The following is a 19,779-nucleotide window of genomic DNA, read 5'->3' as shown; positions in this document are numbered from 1 at the left end:
TGCGCATCCAAGCGCTCCACCGCGCTTGCGGTCGAAAAGAGATCCCCATGAAAGACACCATTCGCCAGCTGATCCAGCAAGCCCTCACCCAACTCGTCACCGACGGTGTGCTGCCTGAAGGGCTGTCGCCGGCGATCCAGGTGGAAAACGCCCGGGACAAGACCCACGGCGACTTCGCCAGCAACATCGCCATGATGCTGGCCAAGCCGGCCGGCATGAAACCGCGCGACCTGGCCGAGAAACTGATCAATGCCCTGCCGACCAGCGCCGACATCAGCAAGGTCGAAATCGCCGGCCCCGGCTTCCTCAACTTCTTCCAGAACACCGACGCCCTGGCCAACCGCCTGGATGCCGCACTGGCCGACGCCCACCTGGGCGCGCGCAAGGCCGGCCCTGCGCAAAAGGTTGTGATCGACATGTCGGCACCCAACCTGGCCAAGGAAATGCACGTCGGCCACCTGCGTTCGACCATCATCGGTGACAGCGTGGCGCGCGTGCTGGAGTTCCTCGGCGATGACGTGATCCGCCAGAACCACGTGGGCGACTGGGGCACCCAGTTCGGCATGCTGCTGGCCTACCTGGAAGAAAACCCGATCACCAGCGACGAGCTGTCGGACCTGGAAAACTTCTACCGCGCCGCCAAAAAGCGCTTCGACGAATCCGAAGAGTTCGCCACCCGTGCCCGTGGCCTGGTGGTCAAGCTGCAGGCCGGCGACCCGGACTGCATGGCCCTGTGGACGCGCTTCAAGGACATCTCGCTGTCGCACTGCCAGAAGACCTACGAGCTGCTCAACGTCAAGCTGACCATGGCCGACGTGATGGGTGAAAGCGCCTACAACGACGACCTGGCCAACGTGGTCGCCGACCTCAAGGCCAAGGGGCTGCTGGTCGAAGACCAGGGCGCCCAGTGCGTGTTCCTCGACGAATTCAAGAACAGCGAAGGCGAGCCACTGCCGGTGATCGTGCAGAAGGCCGACGGCGGCTACCTGTACGCCACCACCGACCTGGCCGCCGTGCGCTACCGCAGCAACGTGCTCAAGGCGGACCGCGCCCTGTACTTCGTCGACCAGCGCCAGGCCCTGCACTTCAACCAGGTGTTCGAAGTTGCACGCCGCGCAGGCTTCGTCGGCCACCCGATGCAGATGGAGCACATGGGCTTCGGCACCATGAACGGTGCCGATGGCCGCCCGTTCAAGACCCGTGACGGCGGTACCGTGAAGCTGATCGACCTGCTCACCGAGGCCAAGGAGCGCGCCTACGCGCTGGTCAAGGAAAAGAACCCGAGCCTGGCCGACGAAGAACTGCGCCACATCGGTGAAGTGGTTGGCATCGGCGCTGTGAAGTACGCCGACCTGTCCAAGCACCGCACCAGCGACTACAGCTTCAACTTCGAGCTGATGCTCAACTTCGAAGGCAACACCGCGCCTTACCTGCTGTACGCCTACACCCGCGTGGCCGGCGTATTCCGCAAACTGGGCAAAGGCTTCGATGAAGTCGATGGCAACATTGTGCTGCAGGCTGCCCACGAGCAGGACCTGGCCGCGCGCCTGGCGCAGTTTGGCGAAATCCTCAACAACGTCGCCGACAAGGGCACGCCGCACGTGCTGTGCAGCTACCTGTACGACCTGGCCGGCCTGTTCTCCAGCTTCTACGAGAACTGCCCGATTCTTGCCGCCGAAACCCCGCAGCAGCAGCAGAGCCGCCTGCGCCTGGCGGCCCTGACCGGCCGCACCCTCAAGCAAGGTCTGGAACTGCTCGGCCTGGAAACCCTGGAGCGCATGTAAGTTGGCTGCCAAGAAAAAACCTGCACCCAAACGCGGCGCCAGCCGCCAGACGGCGCCGGCCAAGCAGCCGATTCCCGGTTGGGTATGGCTGGCGGTCGGCCTGACCGTAGGCGCGTTCATCGTGTTCCTGATGAAGCTCGAGCCTGGTGGCGAAGACATCAAGCGCACCAAGCCGGAGCAGCAGAAAGCGGACAAAGTGGCCGAAGCCGGCAAGTCGGCGCAGCCCACTCCGCAGCAGCCTGTGAAGCCGAAGTACGACTTCTACACGCTGCTGCCGGAGTCCGAGGTGATCGTGCCGCCGGAGGCCGTACCAGAGAAGACACCACCCGTCCCGGCCCAGCCGGTGACCCCGGTGACGCCAGCCGAAGCGGCAAAGATCGACACGGCGCGAGCCCAGGCAGCATTGATGGGCCAGACACCGCCACCGGCACCGCCAGTCATCAAGCCGGCGGCGACCACCCAGTTCTTCCTGCAGGCCGGCTCGTTCCGCAAGCAGGCCGATGCTGACAAGGTGCGCGCGCAGATCATCCTGCTGGGGCAGTCGGTAAAGGTAGAGTCGGGCACGGTCAAGGACGAAACCTGGTACCGCGTGCTAGTGGGCCCGTTCAGCAACCGCGAGCAGCTGACCGGGGCGCAGAAGCAACTGGCCGGGGCAGGTTTCAGCAACCTGCTGCTGCAACAGCGGCAGACCCGTCAGTAACCTGGAATTCGGGGGCGCTTTGCGCCCCCTGTGTCCTCAACCCCGCCCCGCATTCCGCTCGGAAACCTGGCTGTTCAGCGTCCAGAAGTCATACAGCACCCCCACCAGGAACAGCCCGCCGGTAAAGAAGTAGATGATCGCGGTGATCCACTTGCCCTGATACAGCCGGTGCAGACCAAACACCCCGAGGAAGGTCAGCAGGATCCAGGCGATGTTGTAGTCAATGCGCCCGGACTGGAACCGGAGGTCAGCTTCACGGTCCATGGACGGGATCAGGAACAGGTCAATCAACCAGCCGATGCCCAGCAGGCCCAGGGTGAAGAACCAGATGGTGCCGGTTACGGGCTTGCCGTAATAGAAACGATGCGACCCGGTAAAGCCGAAAATCCATAGCAGGTAGCCAATGGTCTTGCTGTGGGTGTCGTGAAACGGCGCCCCCTGTTGATAACTGTTCATTCATAGCCCCCGTGGGTTATCCGAAAATTTTCTAAGAAAAAATGTGACTTTCTTGCCGCAGGCCGACGTACGGCACCTGGACAATCGACCAACGGATCAAAGATTGATCAAAAAGCTGTTATAAAGTTGCGCGCCCAACACATAACTATTCATAAGAGCTTCATCTATGCCGCCTTTACTCAAGACATGGCTGACCCTCTGCCTATTATTGCCCCTGGCCGCCCACGCCACCAATCGTGAGCAACGTCTTCCCAATGGTTTCACCGGCTACACCACCAATGCCTCGGTAAAACATGCACCGGTCAAGCAGACCGCAATGCGCACCCGTCCAAGCAATGCCGCCAACAGCCGCGGCGTGCCCGGTGTGCCGGTCGCTGCAATGTCGCCGAAGCAGAGCAGCGATGTGCTCAGCCGTGCGGTGAATGTGCTCGGCACCCCTTATGTCTGGGGCGGCAGCAGCCCGAAGAAAGGCTTCGACTGCAGCGGGCTGGTCAAATACGCCTTCAACGACGTCGCCGACGTCGACCTGCCGCGCACCTCCAATGCCATGGCCCAGGGCCACGGCATCAAGGTGTCCAAGGGTGACCTGAAGCCAGGCGACCTGATCTTCTTCAACATCAAGAGCCGTCGGGTGAACCACGTTGCCATCTACCTGGGCAACGACCGCTTCATCCATGCTCCACGCCGTGGCAAGCGGGTAAGCATCGACACCCTGAGCAAGCCTTACTGGCAGAAGCATTACGTGGTGGCCAAGCGAGTGCTGCCGAAAGAACAGCAGCAACTGAGCCTGGCCAAGCGCTGATCTGATCGGCGCTCTCCTGTCCGGGCCTCTTCGCGGGTAAACCCGCTCCCACAGGTACACCACAGCATTCGAAGGCTGTGTTATCCATGTGGGAGCGGGTTTACCCGCGAAAGGGCCAGCACAGGCACTATAGATCGCTGATCAGCCCCCTCTCCTTCAACCCCCGCATCGCCCCCTCCATCGTCCGCATCCCGTCCGCACCACCCGCCTGCATCACCGAACATAACTGCGCCATCCGCCCTTCCCGAACCAGGTTACGCACCGCTGGCGTCACCACCAGCACTTCCCGCGCAGCAACCCGCCCTCCGCCCGCGCGCCTGACCAGCACCTGCGCCACCACCAGGCGCAACGACTCGGCCAGCATCGCCCGCACCAACGGCTTCTCTTCGGCAGCGAACACCTCCACCAACCGGTCAACACTGCTCACCGCCGAACGGGTATGCACGGTCGCCAGTACCAGGTGCCCGGTCTCAGCCGCGCGCAAAGCCAGGCGAATGGTTTCCAGGTCGCGAAGCTCACCGATCATGATCACATCCGGGTCCTGGCGCAGGGCACTGCGCAGCCCCTGGGCGAACCCACCACAATGGCGGCCGATCTCACGCTGGTTGACCAGGCTGCGCTGGCTACTGTGGATAACTTCGACAGGGTCTTCGAGGGTGATGATATGCAGAGCCCGATCGCGGTTCAGTTGGTCAAGCAGTGTCGCCAAGGTGCTGGACTTGCCGCTGCCGGTCGGCCCACCCACGAGGATCAAGCCATCGCTACACTGCGCAACAGCTTGAAACACATCGCCCAGGTCGAGTTCATCGAGCGTGGCGATATGCCCCGGGATCAGGCGAAAGGTGGCCGCAGGGCCGTGCAACTGGCGAAACAGATTCAGCCGAAAGCGCCCTAGCGCCGGCAATTCCAGCGCCAGGTCCAGCTCATCACCCTGGGCCCACTGTCGGCGCTGGTCTTCATCCAGCATGGGTGCCATGCCCTCGATCAAGGCGACCGGGCCCAAGGTCGGCAGGGCCATGCGCTGCAGCTCGCCATCCAGGCGCAACATCGGTAACTGGCCCGCCGCCAGGTGCAGGTCGGAAGCCCCCGCATCCACGGCCCGGGCCAACAGGTCGGTCACATCCATGAGACTCCCCAAAGGCCTTCAAGTAGGTAGAATGCCGCAAACCCTCCAGCCGCCGGCATCAGTCCATGTCCACCCTAGCAGACAACCTTTCCGCTATTTCCGCCCGTATCGCCAGCGCTGCCCAGGCTGCCGGGCGTGATCCGGCCAGCGTCCAGTTGCTGGCCGTGAGCAAGACCAAGCCAGCCAGCGCCATCCGCGAAATCCACGCCGCCGGCGTATGCGATTTCGGGGAAAACTACCTACAGGAAGCGCTGACAAAGCAGCAGGCACTCAGCGACCTGCCCTTGATCTGGCACTTCATCGGCCCCATCCAGTCGAACAAGACCAAAGCCATCGCCGAGCATTTCGACTGGGTACATTCCGTGGACCGCCTGAAAATCGCCCAACGCCTCTCGGAGCAGCGCCCGGCCGGTCTGCCACCACTGAACATCTGCCTGCAGGTGAACGTCAGCGGCGAAGACAGCAAATCCGGCTGCACCCCTGCCGACCTGCCGGCCCTGGCCAAAGCGGTAGCCGCACTGCCCAACCTGCGCCTGCGCGGGCTGATGGCCATTCCCGAACCCACTGATGACCGCGCCGCCCAGGAAGCCGCCTTCGCCACCCTGCGCCAGTTGCAGGAAGGCCTTGGCCTTGGTCTGGACACCCTGTCCATGGGCATGAGCCACGATCTGGAAGCGGCCATTGCACAGGGTGCGACCTGGGTGCGTATCGGTACCGCCCTGTTCGGTGCCCGCGATTACGGGCAGCCCTGATTCCATGCTTTACTCACTCTTTCCTACAAGGACCTGACATGAGCAAGACTCGTATTGCCTTTATCGGCGCCGGCAACATGGCCGCCAGCCTGATCGGTGGTCTGCGTGCCCAGGGCCTGGACGCCTCGCAGATCCGCGCCAGCGACCCGGGCGCCGAGACCCGCAGCCGCATCCAGGCCGAGCACGGCATCGAAACCTTCGAGAACAACGCCCAGGCCATCGATGGCGCCGACGTCATCGTGCTGGCGGTCAAGCCGCAGGTCATGAAAGCCGTATGCCAGGCCCTGCAACCGAACCTGCAGGAAGGCCAGCTGCTCGTTTCCATTGCCGCCGGCATCACCTGCGCCAGCCTGCAAAGCTGGGTCGGCGCTCGCCCTGTGGTGCGCTGCATGCCCAACACCCCGGCACTGCTGCGCCAGGGCGTCAGCGGCCTGTACGCCACCGCGGAAGTATCCAGCGAACAACGCCAGCAGGCCGAGCAACTGCTGTCGGCCGTGGGCACCGCCCTGTGGCTCGAGCAGGAGCAGCAACTGGACGCCGTGACGGCAGTCTCCGGCAGCGGCCCGGCGTACTTCTTCCTGCTGATCGAAGCCATGACCGCGGCAGGCGAAAAGCTTGGCCTGCCACGTGAAACCGCCTCCCAGCTGACCCTGCAGACAGCCTTGGGCGCCGCACGCATGGCGGTTGCCAGCGATGTCGATGCTGCCGAACTGCGCCGCCGAGTCACCTCGCCTGCAGGCACTACCGAAGCGGCGATCAAGTCGTTCCAGGCCAGCGGCTTCGAAGCCATTGTCGAACATGCGCTGCAGGCTGCGGCTACACGTTCCGCCGAGCTGGCCGAACAACTGGGCAAATAAGGAGCTTCAGATGAATGCACTTTCCGGCGCCGCGATCTTCGTGGTGCAAACCCTGGTCAGCCTGTACCTGGTGATCGTCCTGCTGCGCTTCGTCCTGCAGTTGGTCAAGGCCAACTTCTACAACCCGCTGTGCCAGTTCGCCGTGCGCGCCACACAGCCGCTGCTCAAGCCGATTCGCCGAGTCATCCCCAGCGTTGGTGGGCTGGATACCTCGTCGCTGCTGTTGTCGGTGGTTATCCAGGCGCTGCTGATGGCTTTCGTGCTGATGGTCACCTACGGCACCTTCGGTGACATCCTGTACCTGCTGATGTGGGCCATCATCGGTATCACCTCGCTGTTCCTGAAGATTTTCTGGGTCGCGATGATCGTCATGGTGATCGTGTCCTGGGTTGCTCCCAACAGCCACAACCCGGCGGCTGAGCTGGCCTACCAGATCAGTGAACCGGTGCTGGCACCGTTCCGCCGCATCGTGCCCAACCTGGGCGGCATGGACATCTCGCCGATCTTCGCCTTCCTCGCGATCCAGGTAATCCAGTCGTTCGTCATGCCGCCGCTGGCCGCCTACGCCGGCATGCCACAAGAGCTGTGGCGGATGATCTGAGCCCCACCTGACTCTGGTTGCTTCCAGCGACAAGCCTCTGCTTGCCGCTGGGGGTAGCGCTCTTTAGACTTACGCCTCCGTCAAGCGTGAGCAGGGTCGATGTCCACTGTCTTTCCCGAAGATTCCGTCGGTCTGGTAGTACCGCAAACCGCCCGGTTCGATGAACCGCTGGCCCTGGCCTGCGGCCGCTCCCTGGCCAGTTACGAACTGGTCTACGAGACCTATGGCACCCTGAACGCCAGCGCGAGCAACGCCGTGCTGATCTGCCATGCCCTCTCCGGCCACCACCATGCCGCTGGCTACCATGCCGCCACCGACCGCAAGCCGGGCTGGTGGGACAGTTGTATCGGCCCTGGCAAGCCGATCGACACCAACCGCTTCTTCGTGGTCAGCCTGAACAACCTGGGCGGCTGCAACGGCAGCACCGGCCCCAGCAGCATCAACCCGGCCACTGGCAAGCCCTACGGCGCCGACTTCCCGGTACTGACCGTGGAAGACTGGGTGCACAGCCAGGTGCGCCTGGCCGAGCGCCTGGGCATCCAGCAGTGGGCCGCCGTGGTCGGTGGCAGCCTGGGTGGCATGCAGGCGCTGCAGTGGACCATCAGCTACCCCGAGCGCGTGCGCCATTGCGTCGACATCGCCTCGGCGCCCAAGCTGTCGGCACAGAACATCGCTTTCAATGAAGTGGCACGCCAGGCCATCCTCACCGACCCCGAATTCCACGGCGGTTCGTTCCAGGACCAGGGCGTGATCCCCAAGCGTGGCCTGATGCTGGCGCGCATGGTCGGCCACATCACCTACCTGTCGGATGACTCGATGGGTGAAAAATTCGGCCGCGAGCTGAAGAGCGACAAGCTCAACTACGACTTCCACAGCGTCGAATTCCAGGTCGAGAGCTACCTGCGCTACCAGGGCGAGGAGTTTTCCGGGCGCTTCGACGCCAACACCTACCTGCTGATGACCAAGGCGCTGGACTACTTCGACCCTGCCGCCGCCCAGGGCGGCGACCTGGCAGCCACCCTGGCCCACGTCAAGGCGGATTACTGCATCATGTCGTTCACCACCGACTGGCGCTTCTCCCCGGCCCGTTCGCGCGAGATCGTCGACGCCCTGATGGCCGCGCGCAAGAATGTCTGCTACCTGGAGATCGACTCGCCTTACGGGCACGACGCCTTCCTGATCCCCACGCCTCGCTACATGCAGGGTTTCTCGAACTACATGAACCGCATTGCCATCTGAGGACAGCATGAGAGCCGATCTGGAAATCATCCACGACTGGATCCCCGCCGGCAGCCGGGTACTCGACCTGGGCTGCGGCAGCGGCGAACTGCTGGCCTCGCTGCGCGACCGCAAGCAGGTCTCCGGCTATGGCCTGGAGATCGACGCCGACAACATCGCCGCCTGTGTGGCCAAGGGCGTCAACGTCATCGAACAGGACCTGGACAAGGGCCTGGGCAACTTCGCCAGCAACAGTTTCGACGTGGTGATCATGACCCAGGCCCTGCAGGCCGTGGAGTACCCCGACCGCATCCTCGACGAGATGCTGCGCGTGGGCCGCCAGTGCATCATCACCTTCCCCAACTTCGGCCACTGGCGTTGCCGCTGGTACCTGGCGACCAAAGGCCGCATGCCGGTTTCGGACTTCATGCCGTACACCTGGTACAACACGCCAAACATCCACTTCTGCACCTTTGCCGACTTCGAAGAGCTGTGCCACGAGCGCCGCGCCAAGGTGCTTGACCGCCTGGCAGTCGACCACTTGCACCGCAACGGGTGGGGTGGCCGGCTTTGGCCTAATCTTCTAGGTGAGATCGGCATCTATCGTGTCAGCAGCCCGGGCCTGCAAGAACATCAGCTCGCGGTCTGACGCCCACCGGAGGAATCATCCCATGCGTCGCCTAGCCCTGTTCCTGATCAGCCTGTGCCTGGCCCTGCCGGTACTGGCTGCCGATGCTGCCCGTCCCGAGCGCAAGGAAGTGTTTGGCGACGTGACGGTGCACTACAGCGCGTTCACCTCGAGCATGCTGACGCCGGAGGTGGCCGCAGCCACCGGCCTGGTACGCAGCAAGAACCAGGGCGTACTCAACATCGCCGTGCTCAAGGCCAACAAGCCCGCCATGGCGGTGGTCAGCGGCACGGTCAAGGACCTGACCGGGCGCAGCAGCCCGCTGTCGTTCAAGCAGATCACCGAACAGGGCGCGGTGTACTACATTGCCCAGTTCAAGATCGACCAGCCAGAAACCGTCACCTTCGACCTGAATATCGAAACCGGCGGCATCAGCAACTCCCTCAGTTTCAACCAGGAAGTGTTCCCAGGCGAATGATGAATTTCCAGCAACTCGTATTGGCCAGCCATAACGCCGGCAAACTCAAGGAACTCCAGGCCATGCTCGGCGCGTCCGTGCAACTGCGCTCGATCGGTGAGTTCAGCCAGGTCGAGCCGGAAGAAACCGGCCTGTCGTTCGTCGAGAACGCCATCCTCAAGGCGCGCAACGCCGCACGCATTTCCGGCCTGCCGGCCCTGGCCGACGACTCGGGCCTGGCGGTGGACTTCCTCGGCGGCGCGCCGGGCATCTACTCGGCGCGCTATGCCGACGGCAAAGGTGACGCTGCGAACAATGCCAAGCTGCTCGAAGCACTGAAAGACGTGCCTGAAGCCGAGCGCGGCGCACAGTTCGTCTGCGTCCTGGCACTGGTGCGCCATGCCGACGACCCGCTGCCGATCCTGTGCGAAGGCCTATGGCACGGGCGCATCATGTTCGAGGCCAGTGGCGAACACGGCTTTGGCTACGACCCGCTGTTCTGGGTACCGGAGCGCAGCTGCTCCAGCGCCGACCTGGCCCCTGTGGACAAGAACCAGCTCAGCCACCGCGCCCGCGCCATGGCCCTGCTGCGCCAACGTCTGGGCCTGGCATGATCGAAACGCTGTCCAACCCCGGCGCGGCGGGCTTCACCAGCCTGCCGCCGCTGGCGCTGTACATCCACATCCCGTGGTGCGTACGCAAATGCCCTTACTGCGACTTCAACTCCCACGCTGCCGGGCCTGAACTGCCGGAAGATGCCTACGTCACCGCCCTGCTGACCGACCTCGACCAGGAGCTGGCTGCCGTGCAAGGCCGGCCGATCAGCTCGATCTTCTTCGGCGGCGGTACTCCCAGCCTGTTCAGTGCCGACGCCCTTGGCCGGCTGCTGCGTGGCGTGGAACAACGTATCCCGTTTGCGCCGGACATCGAAATTACCCTGGAGGCCAACCCGGGCACGTTCGAGCAGGACAAGTTCAAGGCCTACCGGCAAACCGGTATCAATCGTCTGTCCATCGGTGTGCAGAGCTTCCAGCCAGCCAAACTGCAGGCGCTGGGGCGTATCCACAATGGCGATGAAGCGGTCCGCGCCGCCGGCATGGCACGCGCCGCCGGCTTCGACAACTTCAACATGGACCTGATGCACGGCCTGCCCGACCAGTCGCTCGACGACGCGCTGGGCGACCTGCGCCAGGCCATCGACCTGGGGCCGACGCACCTGTCGTGGTACCAGCTGACCGTGGAGCCGAACACGGTGTTCTGGAACCAGCCACCCGAGCTGCCCGAGGACGACATCCTCTGGGATATCCAGGAGGCCGGCCAGGCACTGATGGCCGAACACGGCTTCCGCCAGTACGAAGTCTCGGCCTATGCCCAAGCGGGGCGCGCTGCCCGGCACAACCTCAACTACTGGCGCTTTGGCGACTTCATCGGCATCGGCGCTGGTGCCCACGGCAAGCTGACCTTCGCCGATGGGCGCATCCTGCGCACCTGGAAGACCCGCCTGCCCAAGGACTACCTGAACCTGGCCAAGCCGTTCAAGGCCGGCGAAAAGCTGCTGCCAGTCGACGAGCTGCCGTTCGAGTTCCTGATGAACGCCCTGCGCCTGACCGATGGGGTGGAAGCCGAACTGTTCACCCAACGCACCGGTTTGCCGCTGGCACAACTGCGCGAGGCACGCCACGCGGCCGAACAAAAGGGCCTTTTGCAGGTCGAACCGGATCGACTGGTGGCCACGCCACGGGGACAGTTGTTCCTCAATGACCTGCTGCAGTATTTCTTGACCTAAGGATGACCCATGGATCTGGTACTTGATCTGCTCGCGACGGTTTCTCGCTGGAGCCGCAGCAACCTGTCGGAGATTTCACTGGCCTTGGTAGGCTGCCTGCTGGTGCTGTTCGGCACCGATATCAAGGGCTGGGTGGAACAGCGCCTGGGCGGCCTGGCGGGCGCCCTGCGCGTACCGTTCATGGCCTTGTTGGTGATGATCGGCAGCGGTGCGGCGCTGATCTATGCCACGCCTTGGGTGGTGAAAGGGCTGAGCCAGTTCAACAACTACGCGCTGGCGCCGGTGCTGCTGGTGGTACTGGTGCTGATCGGGGTGGTGGCGGATCGACGGGGCTGAGCCACGGCCTTGCACTGAACCTTGCAGGAGCGGCCTTGAGTCGCGATGGGCCGCAAAGCGGCCCCAGCAATTGCTGCCTCACCGCTGACATCCTGGGGCCGCTACGCGGCCCATCGCGACACAAGGCCGCTCCTACAATGACCGCGTAATCTGGCGAGTACAGAGATGGGTTGTAAAAGCTGCCCCGGAGAACCAGGGCAGCCCTACCACCTGACTAGCCCTTACTGGGCATCATCGAAGTGATCGCGCATGAAGTCCCGAACGGTCTTGAGCACAGTCAAGATCCGGATGAACGTCCAAACGCGGCTCAGCGCATCAAGCAAACGCTTCATATGCCTTGGCCTCCGTGTTGGCGGGCCAATCTTCCAGCATCTAACCGGTACTTCGATGCCTTCAAAAACTGTGTGAGAGTCTTCTGTGAAGTGGCCAGGTCAATGGCCCTTCGAGAGGTGCACCGGCACGGTTCTCAGGCCGTGTCGAAGGGGCCGGAAAGCAGAATTCTTCTCCTACCCGGCCCATCACTGATTTCATCCACACAGGAGCAGCGCGATGATACTTGGAATGCTCACCCAAGACTGTTAACCGCTCCGACACACGTGATGCCGGATATTTCTGAGCATTGACGTTCCCCCGCTACGCTGCCTATGATCAGCCAACTGTGTGAGGGTTTTCTGTGAAACCTCAGAGCGAAGGATACTCAGTCCTGTTGCTCACATAAAAAACCGCCCTTTCAAAGGCGGTTTTTTTTCGCCTGCATTTCTGCAGGCATCGGCAAATCGAAAGGCCGTATCAGCCGGTCAATCCACCTTCTCGAACTTCAAATCCCAAACCCCATGCCCCAGCCGCTCGCCGCGGCGCTCGAACTTGGTGATCGGGCGTTCTTCCGGCCGTGGCACGTAAGTACCGTCGGCCGCACGGTTGCGATAGCCCGGGGCAGCGCTCATCACTTCCAGCATGTACTCGGCATACGGTTCCCAGTCGGTGGCCATGTGGAACACGCCACCGGGCTTGAGCTTGCGCCGTACCAGTTCAGCGAACTCCAGCTGGACGATGCGGCGCTTGTGGTGGCGCGCCTTGTGCCATGGGTCGGGGAAGAACAGCATCAGGCGGTCGAGGCTGTTGTCCGCCACGCAGCGGTTCAGCACTTCGATGGCATCGCAGTCATATACCCGCAGGTTTTTCAGGCCCTGGGTCAGCACGCCGTTGAGCAGCGCACCAACACCCGGGCGGTGTACTTCCACACCAATGAAGTCCTGTTCAGGCGCGGCAGCAGCCATTTCCAGCAGGGAATGGCCCATGCCGAAGCCGATCTCCAGGGTGCGCGGCGCCGAGCGGCCGAACACCTGGTCGTAGTCCACCGGGCTGTCGGCCAGCGGCAGGATGTACAGCGGGCCGCCCTGCTCCAGGCCACGTTGCTGGCCTTCGGTCATGCGCCCGGCGCGCATCACGAAACTCTTGATGCGGCGGTGCGGGCGGGCTTCGCCGTCGGGGGTGATCGGCGTATCGTGCGATTCAGTCATCAGGGGCTCTTACTTGATCAGACCATCCAGCGGCGAAGAGGCGCTGGCATAGAGTTTCTTCGGCATACGGCCGGCCAGGTAGGCCATGCGACCGGCGACGATGGCGTGCTTCATGGCCTCGGCCATCAGCACCGGCTGCTGGGCGTGGGCGATGGCCGAGTTCATCAGCACAGCTTCGCAGCCCATTTCCATGGCGATGGTGGCGTCGGACGCAGTACCCACACCAGCATCCACCAGCACCGGCACCTTGGACTCTTCCAGGATGATCTGCAGGTTGTAGGGGTTGCAGATACCCAGGCCGGTACCGATCAGGCCAGCCAGCGGCATGACCGCAATGCAACCGGCTTCGGCCAACTGGCGGGCGATGATCGGATCATCGCTGGTGTAGACCATCACATCGAAACCGTCTTTGACCAACACTTCGGCGGCCTTGAGGGTTTCGATCACATTGGGGAACAGGGTTTTCTGGTCGGCCAGTACTTCCAGCTTGACCAGGTTGTGGCCATCCAGCAGTTCGCGGGCCAGGCGGCAGGTGCGCACGGCTTCGACCGCGTCGTAGCAGCCAGCGGTGTTCGGCAGGATGGTGTAGCGGTCCGGTGGCAGCACATCGAGCAGGTTCGGCTCGCCCGGGTTCTGGCCAATGTTGGTGCGGCGCACGGCTACGGTGACGATCTCGGCACCCGAGGCTTCGATGGCCAGGCGGGTTTCTTCCATGTCACGGTACTTGCCGGTACCGACCAGCAGGCGCGACTGGAAAGTACGCCCGGCCAGGGTGAAGGGCTTGTCGCTACGAACGTTGCTCATGGTTGTTCCTCGGGAAAAGGTTGCTGGGCTTGCAGGTGAATCGCCGGCCAGAATCAGCCGCCACCGATGGCGTGGACCACTTCGACCTGATCGCCGTCGTTCAACAGCGTACTGTCGTGCTGGCTACGCGGCACGATATCCAGGTTCAGTTCCACCGCGACGCGGCGCCCGGTCAGCTCCAGGCGGGCCAGCAGGGCCGCGACACTTTCGCCAGCGGGCAATTCGTAAGGTTCACCGTTCAGTTGAATGCGCATGCGCACGGCCACCATTGTTCTTTGGGGGCCCGCATTCTAGCGCTGAACCGCCCTGCAACCCAAGGGCGCTGCACGCCATTAGTCGCGATTGTGGACCACTCGGTCAACCGAGCCGCCAGGCTGCCAGGCCCAGGCACAGCCAGCCGGCCAGGAAGCACAGGCCACCAAGCGGGGTGATGATGCCGAGCTTGCCCAGGCCGCTGAGGGTCAGCAGGTACAGGCTACCGGAGAACAGCACTATCCCCAGGGCAAACAGGCCGCCAGCCCAGCCGACCAGGCGCCCTGGCAGGTGCACCGAAAGCACGGCGACAGCGAAGATGGCCAGGGTATGTACCAACTGGTAGGTCACACCAGTCTGGAAGATCGCCAGGTAGTCGGCCGTCAGCCGGCTTTTCAGGCCGTGGGCGGCGAAAGCGCCCAGGGCGACACCGGTGAAGCCGAAAAAGGCGGCAAGCATCAGGAAGCTGCGAAGCATGGGACGACTCCTTGGATCGGGTCTGTATAATGGCCCCTTCCACCCGTACGGCCAAGCCATCGCCATGCTGCCAACCCTTCTCCGCCGCCTCTCTCGCGCCCTGCTCTGGTTCGCTGCCGGCAGCATCGTGCTGGTACTGGTGTTCCGCTGGGTCCCACCACCCGGTACGGCGTTGATGGTGGAGCGCAAGGTGCAGTCCTGGGTGAATGGCGAGCCGATCGACCTGCAGCGCGACTGGGAGCCGTGGGAGAACATCTCCGACGACCTCAAGGTCGCGGTCATTGCCGGCGAGGACCAGAAGTTCGCCAACCACTGGGGCTTCGACATCCCGGCCATCCAGGCAGCGCTGGCCTACAACGAGCGCGGCGGCAGCATTCGCGGTGCCAGCACCCTGACCCAGCAGGTGGCCAAGAACCTGTTCCTGTGGTCCGGGCGCAGCTGGTTCCGCAAAGGCCTGGAGGCCTGGTTCACTGCGTTGATCGAGCTGTTCTGGTCGAAGGAGCGGATTCTCGAGGTCTACCTGAACAGTGCCGAATGGGGCAAAGGTGTGTTTGGCGCCCAGGCGGCAGCGCGCTACCACTTTGGCGTCGATGCCAACCGGCTTAGCCGCCAGCAGGCGGCGCAGCTGGCGGCGGTGCTGCCGAGCCCGATCAAGTGGAGCGCCAGCCGGCCGAGCGCCTATGTGGCCAGCCGGGCCGGCTGGATACGCCGGCAGATGAGCCAGTTGGGTGGGCCCAGCTACCTGATGCAGCTCGACACTTCGCGCAAACTTTGAGCCTTTTGGGGCTGCTGCTCAGCCCATCGCGACACAAGGCCGCTCCTACAGGGGATCGCAGTCTCTTGTAGGAGCGGCCTTGTGTCGCGAAAGGGCCGCAAAGCGGCCCCAAAATCCCCCGGCCAAAAAAAAGCCGCTAACCCATGCGGGCCAGCGGCTTTTCCTTGCTGTCAGGGCTCGATCAGGCCGCGATCAGCGCCTTGACCTTGTTCATCGCATTCTTCTCCAGCTGGCGAATCCGCTCAGCCGAAACGCTGTACTTGTCCGCCAGCTCATGCAACGTGGCCTTCTCTTCCGCCAACCAGCGCTGGTAGAGAATGTCGCGGCTACGCTCGTCCAGCCCTTGCAATGCTTCGTGCAGGTTGCTGGTGGAGTTGTCGCTCCAGTCGGCATCCTCCAGCTGCACCGCCGGGTCGTAACGGTGGTCTTCCAGGTAATGCGCAGGCGACTGGAAGGCACTGTCGTCGTCAGCTTCCGCTGCCGGGTCGAAGGCCATGTCCTGGCCGCTGAGGCGGCTTTCCATCTCGCGCACTTCACGTGGCTCCACGCCCAGGCTTTCCGCCACGCGGTGCACTTCGTCGTTGTTCAGCCAGGCCAGACGTTTCTTCTGGCTGCGCAGGTTGAAGAACAGCTTGCGCTGGGCCTTGGTGGTGGCCACCTTGACGATGCGCCAGTTGCGCAGGATGAACTCGTGGATCTCTGCCTTGATCCAGTGCACGGCGAACGACACCAGGCGCACGCCCATTTCCGGGTTGAAGCGCTTGACGGCTTTCATCAGGCCGACGTTGCCTTCCTGGATCAGGTCGGCCTGGGCCAACCCGTAGCCGGCATAGCTACGGGCGATATGTACGACGAAACGCAGGTGGGCCATCACCATTTGACGAGCGGCCTCGACATCCTGCTCATAATAGAGACGCTCGCCCAGATCACGCTCCTGCTCGACAGTCAGCAGCGGGATGCTGTTGACCGTGTGCACGTAGGCTTCCAGGTTTGCACCAGGTACCAGGGCATAGGCAGGTTGCAACGATGTGGTCATTCAAGAACCTCCGACTTACAGAACTCGCGCCTTGTGGGCGCTGCCAACATTGACCTGGAACGACGGTACAAGTTCCATGGTGAATAATTTGTCAATGCTGGCACGTAAAAACTATCGCGGCGCCAGCTCGTTCAGATGGCGGGCCACTGCGATCCATGCACCGATATACCCCAACAGCACCGCTCCGATCAAGAGCGACAGACCATCGGACGCCGGCACCCCACCCAGGGCGAAGTCGCTGCCGTACAGCCCGGAAAGCCCTACCACCGCCTCGTTCAGCCAGTTCAGGCCAAACGCCAGGATACCCCAAGCAATCACCCCTGCACCCAGGCCATACAGTGCGCCCATGTAAAGGAAAGGCCGGCGTACGTAGGCGTCTGTACCACCGACCAGCTTGATCACTTCGATCTCGGTACGGCGGTTTTCAATATGTAGACGAATTGTGTTACCGATTACTAACAGCAGGGCAGAAATCAGCATCACGGCCAGGCCGAAGACGAAGCGGTCACCCAGTTTGAGGATGGCCGCCAGGCGCTCGACCCATACCAGGTCGAGTTGCGCCACTTCCACCCGCGGCAGCTCCGACAGGCGCTGACGCAAGGCTTCCAGGGCCGGCTTGTCGACTTCGGTCGGGGTCACCACCACTACGCCGGGCAGCGGGTTGTCAGGCAGTTCACGCAGAGCTTCGCCCAGGCCGGACTGTTGCTGGAACTCCTCCAGCGCCTGCTCGCGGCTGACATACTGAGCGTCGGCCACGCCGGGCATGCCCTTGATCTCGTCGCGCAGCGCCTCGCCTTCGCGGCTACCGGCATCGAGCTTGAGGTATAGCGAGATCTGTGCGGCGCGCTGCCACGAGCCGCCAAGCTTCTCGACATTCTTCAGCAGCAATGACAGGCCCATGGGCATGCTCAGCGCCACCGCCATCACCAGGCAGGTGAAGAAGCTGCCGATCGGCTGCTTGCCCAGCCGGCGCAGGCTGTCGGCCATGCTGGCACGGTGGCTTTCCAGCCAGGCATGCAGCAGCGTGCGGAAATCCGGGCCGTCATCGTCGTCGTGCTTTTTCTTCGCCGGTTGCGGGTCGGCCGGTTTCGGCGCAACCCGCTCGGAAACCTTCGGCGTACGTGTAGTGCTCATTGCCCGGCCTCCCCATCGCCGATCAAGCGGCCGCGCTGCAAGGTCAGCATGCGGTGACGCATGCGCGCAATCAGTGCCAGGTCGTGGCTGGCGATCAATACCGTGGTACCCAGGCGGTTGATGTCCTCAAACACCCCCATGATCTCCGCGGCCAGGCGCGGGTCGAGGTTACCGGTGGGTTCGTCGGCCAGCAGCAGGGCTGGCTGGTGAACGATGGCGCGGGCGATGCCCACCCGTTGCTGCTGCCCGGTGGACAGGTCGGCCGGGAACAGCTCGCCCTTGTCGGCCAGCGACACTCGCTCCAGCGCCGAGTCCACGCGCTTGGCGACCTCGGCCTTGGACAGGCCGAGAATCTGCAGCGGCAAGGCGATGTTGTTGAACACCGTGCGGTCGAACAACAGCTGGTGGTTCTGGAACACCACGCCGATCTGCCGACGCAGGAACGGGATCTGCGAGTTGCTGATCTGGCCCAGGTCCTGCCCGGCCAGCATCAGCTTGCCGCTGGTCGGGCGCTCCATGGCCAGCAGCAGGCGCAGCAAGGTGCTCTTGCCCGCGCCCGAGTGGCCGGTGACGAACAGGAATTCGCCCCGGCGCGCCCGGAAACTCAGCTCATGCAAACCCACATGACCATTGGGATAGCGCTTGGCAACCTGTTCGAATCGGATCATGTTCAGTCTCGCTCGGCGAACAGAGCCTTGACGAACGGCTCGGCTTCGAAGGTACGCAGGTCGTCGATGCCTTCACCGACACCGATGAAGCGGATCGGCAGCTTGAACTGCTTGGCCAGGGCGAAGATCACCCCGCCCTTGGCAGTGCCGTCCAGCTTGGTCAGGGCCAGGCCGGTCAGTTCGACGCTCTGGTTGAAGTACTTGGCCTGGCTGATGGCGTTCTGGCCGGTGCCGGCATCGAGCACCAGCAGCACCTCGTGTGGCGCTTCGGCGTCGAGCTTGCCGATGACCCGGCGGACTTTCTTCAGCTCTTCCATCAGGTTGTCTTTGGTGTGCAGGCGGCCAGCGGTGTCGGCGATCAGCACGTCGACGCCACGGGCCTTGGCGGCCTGTACGGCATCGAAGATCACCGAAGCGGAGTCGGCGCCAGTGTGCTGGGCGATCACCGGGATCTGGTTACGCTCGCCCCACACCTGCAGTTGCTCGACCGCAGCGGCACGGAAGGTGTCGCCAGCAGCCAGCATCACTTTCTTGCCTTCGAGCTGCAGCTTCTTGGCCAGTTTGCCGATGGTGGTGGTCTTGCCGGCGCCGTTCACACCGACCACCAGGATCACATAGGGCTTGTTCTGCGCCTGTACCACCAGCGGCTGCTCGACCGGGCGCAGCAGCGCAGCCAGTTCTTCCTGCAGCGACTTGTAAAGGGCATCGGCGTCGGCCAGCTGCTTGCGGGCAACCTTCTGGGTCAGGTTCTGGACGATGGTGGAAGTGGCTTCCACACCAACGTCGGCAGTCAGCAGCCGGGTTTCGATTTCGTCGAGCAGGTCGTCATCGATGACTTTCTTGCCCAGGAACAGGCTGGCCATGCCCTCGCCGATGCTGGCGCTGGTCTTCGACAGGCCCTGCTTGAGGCGGGCGAAGAAGCCCGGCTTGGCCTGCTCGGCCTGCGTGGCGACCGGGGCTGCAGCCACAGGGGCCGCAGGCTCTGGTGCAGGGCGTTCCGGGATGGCGGGCGGCGCTTTCGGCTCCAGATCCGGCACCAGGGCCACGGGCTCTTCGGCAACCGGCAGCACCAGGTTGCTGACCGGCGCGACCGGCTCGACGACCGGGGCCGCCTCGACAGGGGCTGGCTCGACCGGGGCCGCCTGCAAGGGCATGGACGCGACCGGCTGCGGTGCAGGTGCCACCAGCGGCTGGGACGCGACCGGCTCGGGTTCAGGGGCCTGCAACGGTTGGGAAGCAACCGGTTCGGGGACAGGGGCCTCGACCACCGGGGATTGGACGGGTGCGGCGACCTGCTGCGGTTCTGTCAGCTGTGGGGCCGCAGGGGCCTGAACGGGTTCAGGGGCCTGTGGCGCTTCGGCGGTAGCCCCTTCGACCGGAGCGGCTGCAGGCTGCTCGACGGCTGGGGGTTCATTCGCGGGCACGCCCGTTGCCACAGGTTGCTGCGGCTTCTTGCGAAACCAGCTGAACAGGCCTTTCTTCTCACCAGCCTCGGCTGGCGCTTTTTTGTCGTCGTTGGAACCAAACATGGAAGACGGCTATCTCAGGGTAGCGATGGGCCAGCTATGGCGCATCGGGAATTCTCTCTACGCAGAACAGACTATCTTGAA

At 63.4% G+C, this 19,779-nt stretch carries 23 protein-coding genes; 13 read left to right on the top strand and 10 right to left on the bottom strand.

Going from position 1 to position 19,779, the window contains the following annotated elements; genetic code table 11:
• Nucleotides 1-47: 47 nt before the first annotated feature.
• Nucleotides 48-1,784, top strand: a complete 1,737-nt coding sequence (gene argS / locus WM94_RS02080) for an arginine--tRNA ligase (protein WP_061550320.1) — start codon at nucleotides 48-50, stop codon at nucleotides 1,782-1,784.
• Between the two features lies 1 nt (nucleotide 1,785).
• Nucleotides 1,786-2,484, top strand: coding sequence for an SPOR domain-containing protein (locus tag WM94_RS02075; protein ID WP_003257831.1), 699 nt, complete (start codon nucleotides 1,786-1,788; stop codon nucleotides 2,482-2,484).
• Nucleotides 2,485-2,520: 36 nt separating this feature from the next.
• On the opposite strand, the gene WM94_RS02070 is transcribed toward WM94_RS02075, so the two are convergent.
• Nucleotides 2,521-2,940 (bottom strand): TM2 domain-containing protein, encoded by a 420-nt coding sequence (locus WM94_RS02070; protein ID WP_013974614.1) that lies wholly within the window; start codon nucleotides 2,938-2,940, stop codon nucleotides 2,521-2,523.
• Nucleotides 2,941-3,106: 166 nt separating this feature from the next.
• Here WM94_RS02070 and WM94_RS02065 point away from each other — a divergent pair, with 166 nt between their 5' ends.
• On the top strand, nucleotides 3,107-3,742 hold the full coding sequence (locus WM94_RS02065; protein ID WP_061550319.1) for a C40 family peptidase: 636 nt from the start codon (nucleotides 3,107-3,109) through the stop codon (nucleotides 3,740-3,742).
• A 127-nt stretch (nucleotides 3,743-3,869) separates the two neighbouring features.
• Here the strand turns inward: WM94_RS02065 and WM94_RS02060 are convergent, their stop codons facing one another.
• Nucleotides 3,870-4,868: a type IV pilus twitching motility protein PilT gene (locus WM94_RS02060; protein ID WP_061550318.1), complete on the bottom strand. Its 999-nt coding sequence runs from the start codon at nucleotides 4,866-4,868 to the stop codon at nucleotides 3,870-3,872.
• A 65-nt stretch (nucleotides 4,869-4,933) separates the two neighbouring features.
• Here WM94_RS02060 and WM94_RS02055 point away from each other — a divergent pair, with 65 nt between their 5' ends.
• From WM94_RS02055 to WM94_RS02015, 9 genes are all read left to right on the top strand, one after another.
• Entirely contained in the window at nucleotides 4,934-5,620 is a 687-nt protein-coding gene (locus WM94_RS02055; RefSeq protein WP_061550317.1) for a YggS family pyridoxal phosphate-dependent enzyme, read from the top strand.
• Between the two features lie 38 nt (nucleotides 5,621-5,658).
• Nucleotides 5,659-6,477 (top strand): pyrroline-5-carboxylate reductase, encoded by an 819-nt coding sequence (gene proC / locus WM94_RS02050; RefSeq protein ID WP_061550316.1) that lies wholly within the window; start codon nucleotides 5,659-5,661, stop codon nucleotides 6,475-6,477.
• Between the two features lie 10 nt (nucleotides 6,478-6,487).
• A complete protein-coding gene (locus WM94_RS02045) occupies nucleotides 6,488-7,078 on the top strand; it encodes a YggT family protein (RefSeq protein ID WP_061550315.1) in 591 nt (196 codons plus the stop codon).
• 99 nt (nucleotides 7,079-7,177) lie between these two features.
• Nucleotides 7,178-8,317 carry a homoserine O-acetyltransferase gene (locus WM94_RS02040; RefSeq protein WP_013974620.1) on the top strand — a complete coding sequence of 380 codons (1,140 nt, stop codon included), beginning with the start codon at nucleotides 7,178-7,180 and terminating at the stop codon, nucleotides 8,315-8,317.
• Between the two features lie 7 nt (nucleotides 8,318-8,324).
• Nucleotides 8,325-8,945 (top strand): methionine biosynthesis protein MetW, encoded by a 621-nt coding sequence (metW, locus tag WM94_RS02035; RefSeq protein ID WP_039612534.1) that lies wholly within the window; start codon nucleotides 8,325-8,327, stop codon nucleotides 8,943-8,945.
• A 22-nt stretch (nucleotides 8,946-8,967) separates the two neighbouring features.
• Nucleotides 8,968-9,402, top strand: a complete 435-nt coding sequence (locus WM94_RS02030; RefSeq protein ID WP_013974622.1) for a DUF4426 domain-containing protein — start codon at nucleotides 8,968-8,970, stop codon at nucleotides 9,400-9,402.
• A complete protein-coding gene (gene rdgB, locus WM94_RS02025) occupies nucleotides 9,399-9,995 on the top strand; it encodes an RdgB/HAM1 family non-canonical purine NTP pyrophosphatase (protein WP_003257822.1) in 597 nt (198 codons plus the stop codon). The genes WM94_RS02030 and rdgB overlap by 4 nt, the downstream gene beginning before the upstream one ends.
• Nucleotides 9,992-11,167 carry a radical SAM family heme chaperone HemW gene (gene hemW, locus WM94_RS02020; protein WP_061550314.1) on the top strand — a complete coding sequence of 392 codons (1,176 nt, stop codon included), beginning with the start codon at nucleotides 9,992-9,994 and terminating at the stop codon, nucleotides 11,165-11,167. Before rdgB ends, hemW begins: the two co-directional genes overlap by 4 nt.
• A 9-nt stretch (nucleotides 11,168-11,176) precedes the next feature.
• Nucleotides 11,177-11,503, top strand: a complete 327-nt coding sequence (locus tag WM94_RS02015) for a DUF3392 domain-containing protein (RefSeq protein ID WP_003257821.1) — start codon at nucleotides 11,177-11,179, stop codon at nucleotides 11,501-11,503.
• A gap of 797 nt (nucleotides 11,504-12,300) precedes the next feature.
• On the opposite strand, the gene trmB is transcribed toward WM94_RS02015, so the two are convergent.
• The 4 genes from trmB to WM94_RS01995 all read right to left on the bottom strand — a co-directional run bounded on the left by trmB (nucleotide 12,301) and on the right by WM94_RS01995 (nucleotide 14,556).
• On the bottom strand, nucleotides 12,301-13,023 hold the full coding sequence (gene trmB / locus WM94_RS02010) for a tRNA (guanosine(46)-N7)-methyltransferase TrmB (protein ID WP_013974624.1): 723 nt from the start codon (nucleotides 13,021-13,023) through the stop codon (nucleotides 12,301-12,303).
• 9 nt (nucleotides 13,024-13,032) lie between these two features.
• Entirely contained in the window at nucleotides 13,033-13,827 is a 795-nt protein-coding gene (locus tag WM94_RS02005) for a thiazole synthase (RefSeq protein WP_013974625.1), read from the bottom strand.
• Nucleotides 13,828-13,880: 53 nt separating this feature from the next.
• The gene (gene thiS / locus WM94_RS02000) at nucleotides 13,881-14,081 is read right to left on the bottom strand and encodes a sulfur carrier protein ThiS (protein ID WP_003257817.1); all 201 of its coding nucleotides are present in this window, start codon (nucleotides 14,079-14,081) and stop codon (nucleotides 13,881-13,883) included.
• A 103-nt stretch (nucleotides 14,082-14,184) separates the two neighbouring features.
• Entirely contained in the window at nucleotides 14,185-14,556 is a 372-nt protein-coding gene (locus WM94_RS01995; RefSeq protein ID WP_013974627.1) for a DUF423 domain-containing protein, read from the bottom strand.
• 64 nt (nucleotides 14,557-14,620) lie between these two features.
• Between WM94_RS01995 and mtgA the strand changes: the two genes are divergently transcribed.
• Nucleotides 14,621-15,331 carry a monofunctional biosynthetic peptidoglycan transglycosylase gene (gene mtgA, locus WM94_RS01990; RefSeq protein WP_039612537.1) on the top strand — a complete coding sequence of 237 codons (711 nt, stop codon included), beginning with the start codon at nucleotides 14,621-14,623 and terminating at the stop codon, nucleotides 15,329-15,331.
• A 181-nt stretch (nucleotides 15,332-15,512) separates the two neighbouring features.
• Here mtgA and rpoH read toward each other — a convergent pair whose 3' ends face one another.
• From rpoH to ftsY, 4 genes are all read right to left on the bottom strand, one after another.
• Nucleotides 15,513-16,367, bottom strand: coding sequence for an RNA polymerase sigma factor RpoH (rpoH, locus tag WM94_RS01985; protein WP_003249083.1), 855 nt, complete (start codon nucleotides 16,365-16,367; stop codon nucleotides 15,513-15,515).
• Between the two features lie 111 nt (nucleotides 16,368-16,478).
• Nucleotides 16,479-17,501 (bottom strand): permease-like cell division protein FtsX, encoded by a 1,023-nt coding sequence (ftsX, locus tag WM94_RS01980; RefSeq protein ID WP_013974629.1) that lies wholly within the window; start codon nucleotides 17,499-17,501, stop codon nucleotides 16,479-16,481.
• Nucleotides 17,498-18,169, bottom strand: coding sequence for a cell division ATP-binding protein FtsE (gene ftsE / locus WM94_RS01975; RefSeq protein ID WP_013974630.1), 672 nt, complete (start codon nucleotides 18,167-18,169; stop codon nucleotides 17,498-17,500). The genes ftsX and ftsE overlap by 4 nt, the downstream gene beginning before the upstream one ends.
• A gap of 2 nt (nucleotides 18,170-18,171) precedes the next feature.
• A complete protein-coding gene (gene ftsY, locus WM94_RS01970) occupies nucleotides 18,172-19,698 on the bottom strand; it encodes a signal recognition particle-docking protein FtsY (RefSeq protein WP_061550313.1) in 1,527 nt (508 codons plus the stop codon).
• Nucleotides 19,699-19,779: the final 81 nt, after the last annotated feature.

Source organism: Pseudomonas sp. ABFPK (assembly GCF_001586765.1).
Classification (GTDB): domain Bacteria; phylum Pseudomonadota; class Gammaproteobacteria; order Pseudomonadales; family Pseudomonadaceae; genus Aquipseudomonas; species Aquipseudomonas asiatica.
The sequence above is the reverse complement of the archived record's forward strand: the minus strand, read 5'-3'. Positions and strand labels throughout refer to the sequence as shown.

Coding starts and splice junctions, on each gene's coding strand:
- argS (WP_061550320.1), top strand. CDS start 48: ATGAAAGACACCATTCGCCAGCTGATCCAGCAAGCCCTCACCCAACTC.
- WM94_RS02070 (WP_013974614.1), bottom strand. CDS start 2,940: ATGAACAGTTATCAACAGGGGGCGCCGTTTCACGACACCCACAGCAAG.
- WM94_RS02065 (WP_061550319.1), top strand. CDS start 3,107: ATGCCGCCTTTACTCAAGACATGGCTGACCCTCTGCCTATTATTGCCC.
- WM94_RS02060 (WP_061550318.1), bottom strand. CDS start 4,868: ATGGATGTGACCGACCTGTTGGCCCGGGCCGTGGATGCGGGGGCTTCC.
- WM94_RS02055 (WP_061550317.1), top strand. CDS start 4,934: ATGTCCACCCTAGCAGACAACCTTTCCGCTATTTCCGCCCGTATCGCC.
- proC (WP_061550316.1), top strand. CDS start 5,659: ATGAGCAAGACTCGTATTGCCTTTATCGGCGCCGGCAACATGGCCGCC.
- WM94_RS02045 (WP_061550315.1), top strand. CDS start 6,488: ATGAATGCACTTTCCGGCGCCGCGATCTTCGTGGTGCAAACCCTGGTC.
- WM94_RS02040 (WP_013974620.1), top strand. CDS start 7,178: ATGTCCACTGTCTTTCCCGAAGATTCCGTCGGTCTGGTAGTACCGCAA.
- metW (WP_039612534.1), top strand. CDS start 8,325: ATGAGAGCCGATCTGGAAATCATCCACGACTGGATCCCCGCCGGCAGC.
- WM94_RS02030 (WP_013974622.1), top strand. CDS start 8,968: ATGCGTCGCCTAGCCCTGTTCCTGATCAGCCTGTGCCTGGCCCTGCCG.
- rdgB (WP_003257822.1), top strand. CDS start 9,399: ATGATGAATTTCCAGCAACTCGTATTGGCCAGCCATAACGCCGGCAAA.
- hemW (WP_061550314.1), top strand. CDS start 9,992: ATGATCGAAACGCTGTCCAACCCCGGCGCGGCGGGCTTCACCAGCCTG.
- WM94_RS02015 (WP_003257821.1), top strand. CDS start 11,177: ATGGATCTGGTACTTGATCTGCTCGCGACGGTTTCTCGCTGGAGCCGC.
- trmB (WP_013974624.1), bottom strand. CDS start 13,023: ATGACTGAATCGCACGATACGCCGATCACCCCCGACGGCGAAGCCCGC.
- WM94_RS02005 (WP_013974625.1), bottom strand. CDS start 13,827: ATGAGCAACGTTCGTAGCGACAAGCCCTTCACCCTGGCCGGGCGTACT.
- thiS (WP_003257817.1), bottom strand. CDS start 14,081: ATGCGCATTCAACTGAACGGTGAACCTTACGAATTGCCCGCTGGCGAA.
- WM94_RS01995 (WP_013974627.1), bottom strand. CDS start 14,556: ATGCTTCGCAGCTTCCTGATGCTTGCCGCCTTTTTCGGCTTCACCGGT.
- mtgA (WP_039612537.1), top strand. CDS start 14,621: ATGCTGCCAACCCTTCTCCGCCGCCTCTCTCGCGCCCTGCTCTGGTTC.
- rpoH (WP_003249083.1), bottom strand. CDS start 16,367: ATGACCACATCGTTGCAACCTGCCTATGCCCTGGTACCTGGTGCAAAC.
- ftsX (WP_013974629.1), bottom strand. CDS start 17,501: ATGAGCACTACACGTACGCCGAAGGTTTCCGAGCGGGTTGCGCCGAAA.
- ftsE (WP_013974630.1), bottom strand. CDS start 18,169: ATGATCCGATTCGAACAGGTTGCCAAGCGCTATCCCAATGGTCATGTG.
- ftsY (WP_061550313.1), bottom strand. CDS start 19,698: ATGTTTGGTTCCAACGACGACAAAAAAGCGCCAGCCGAGGCTGGTGAG.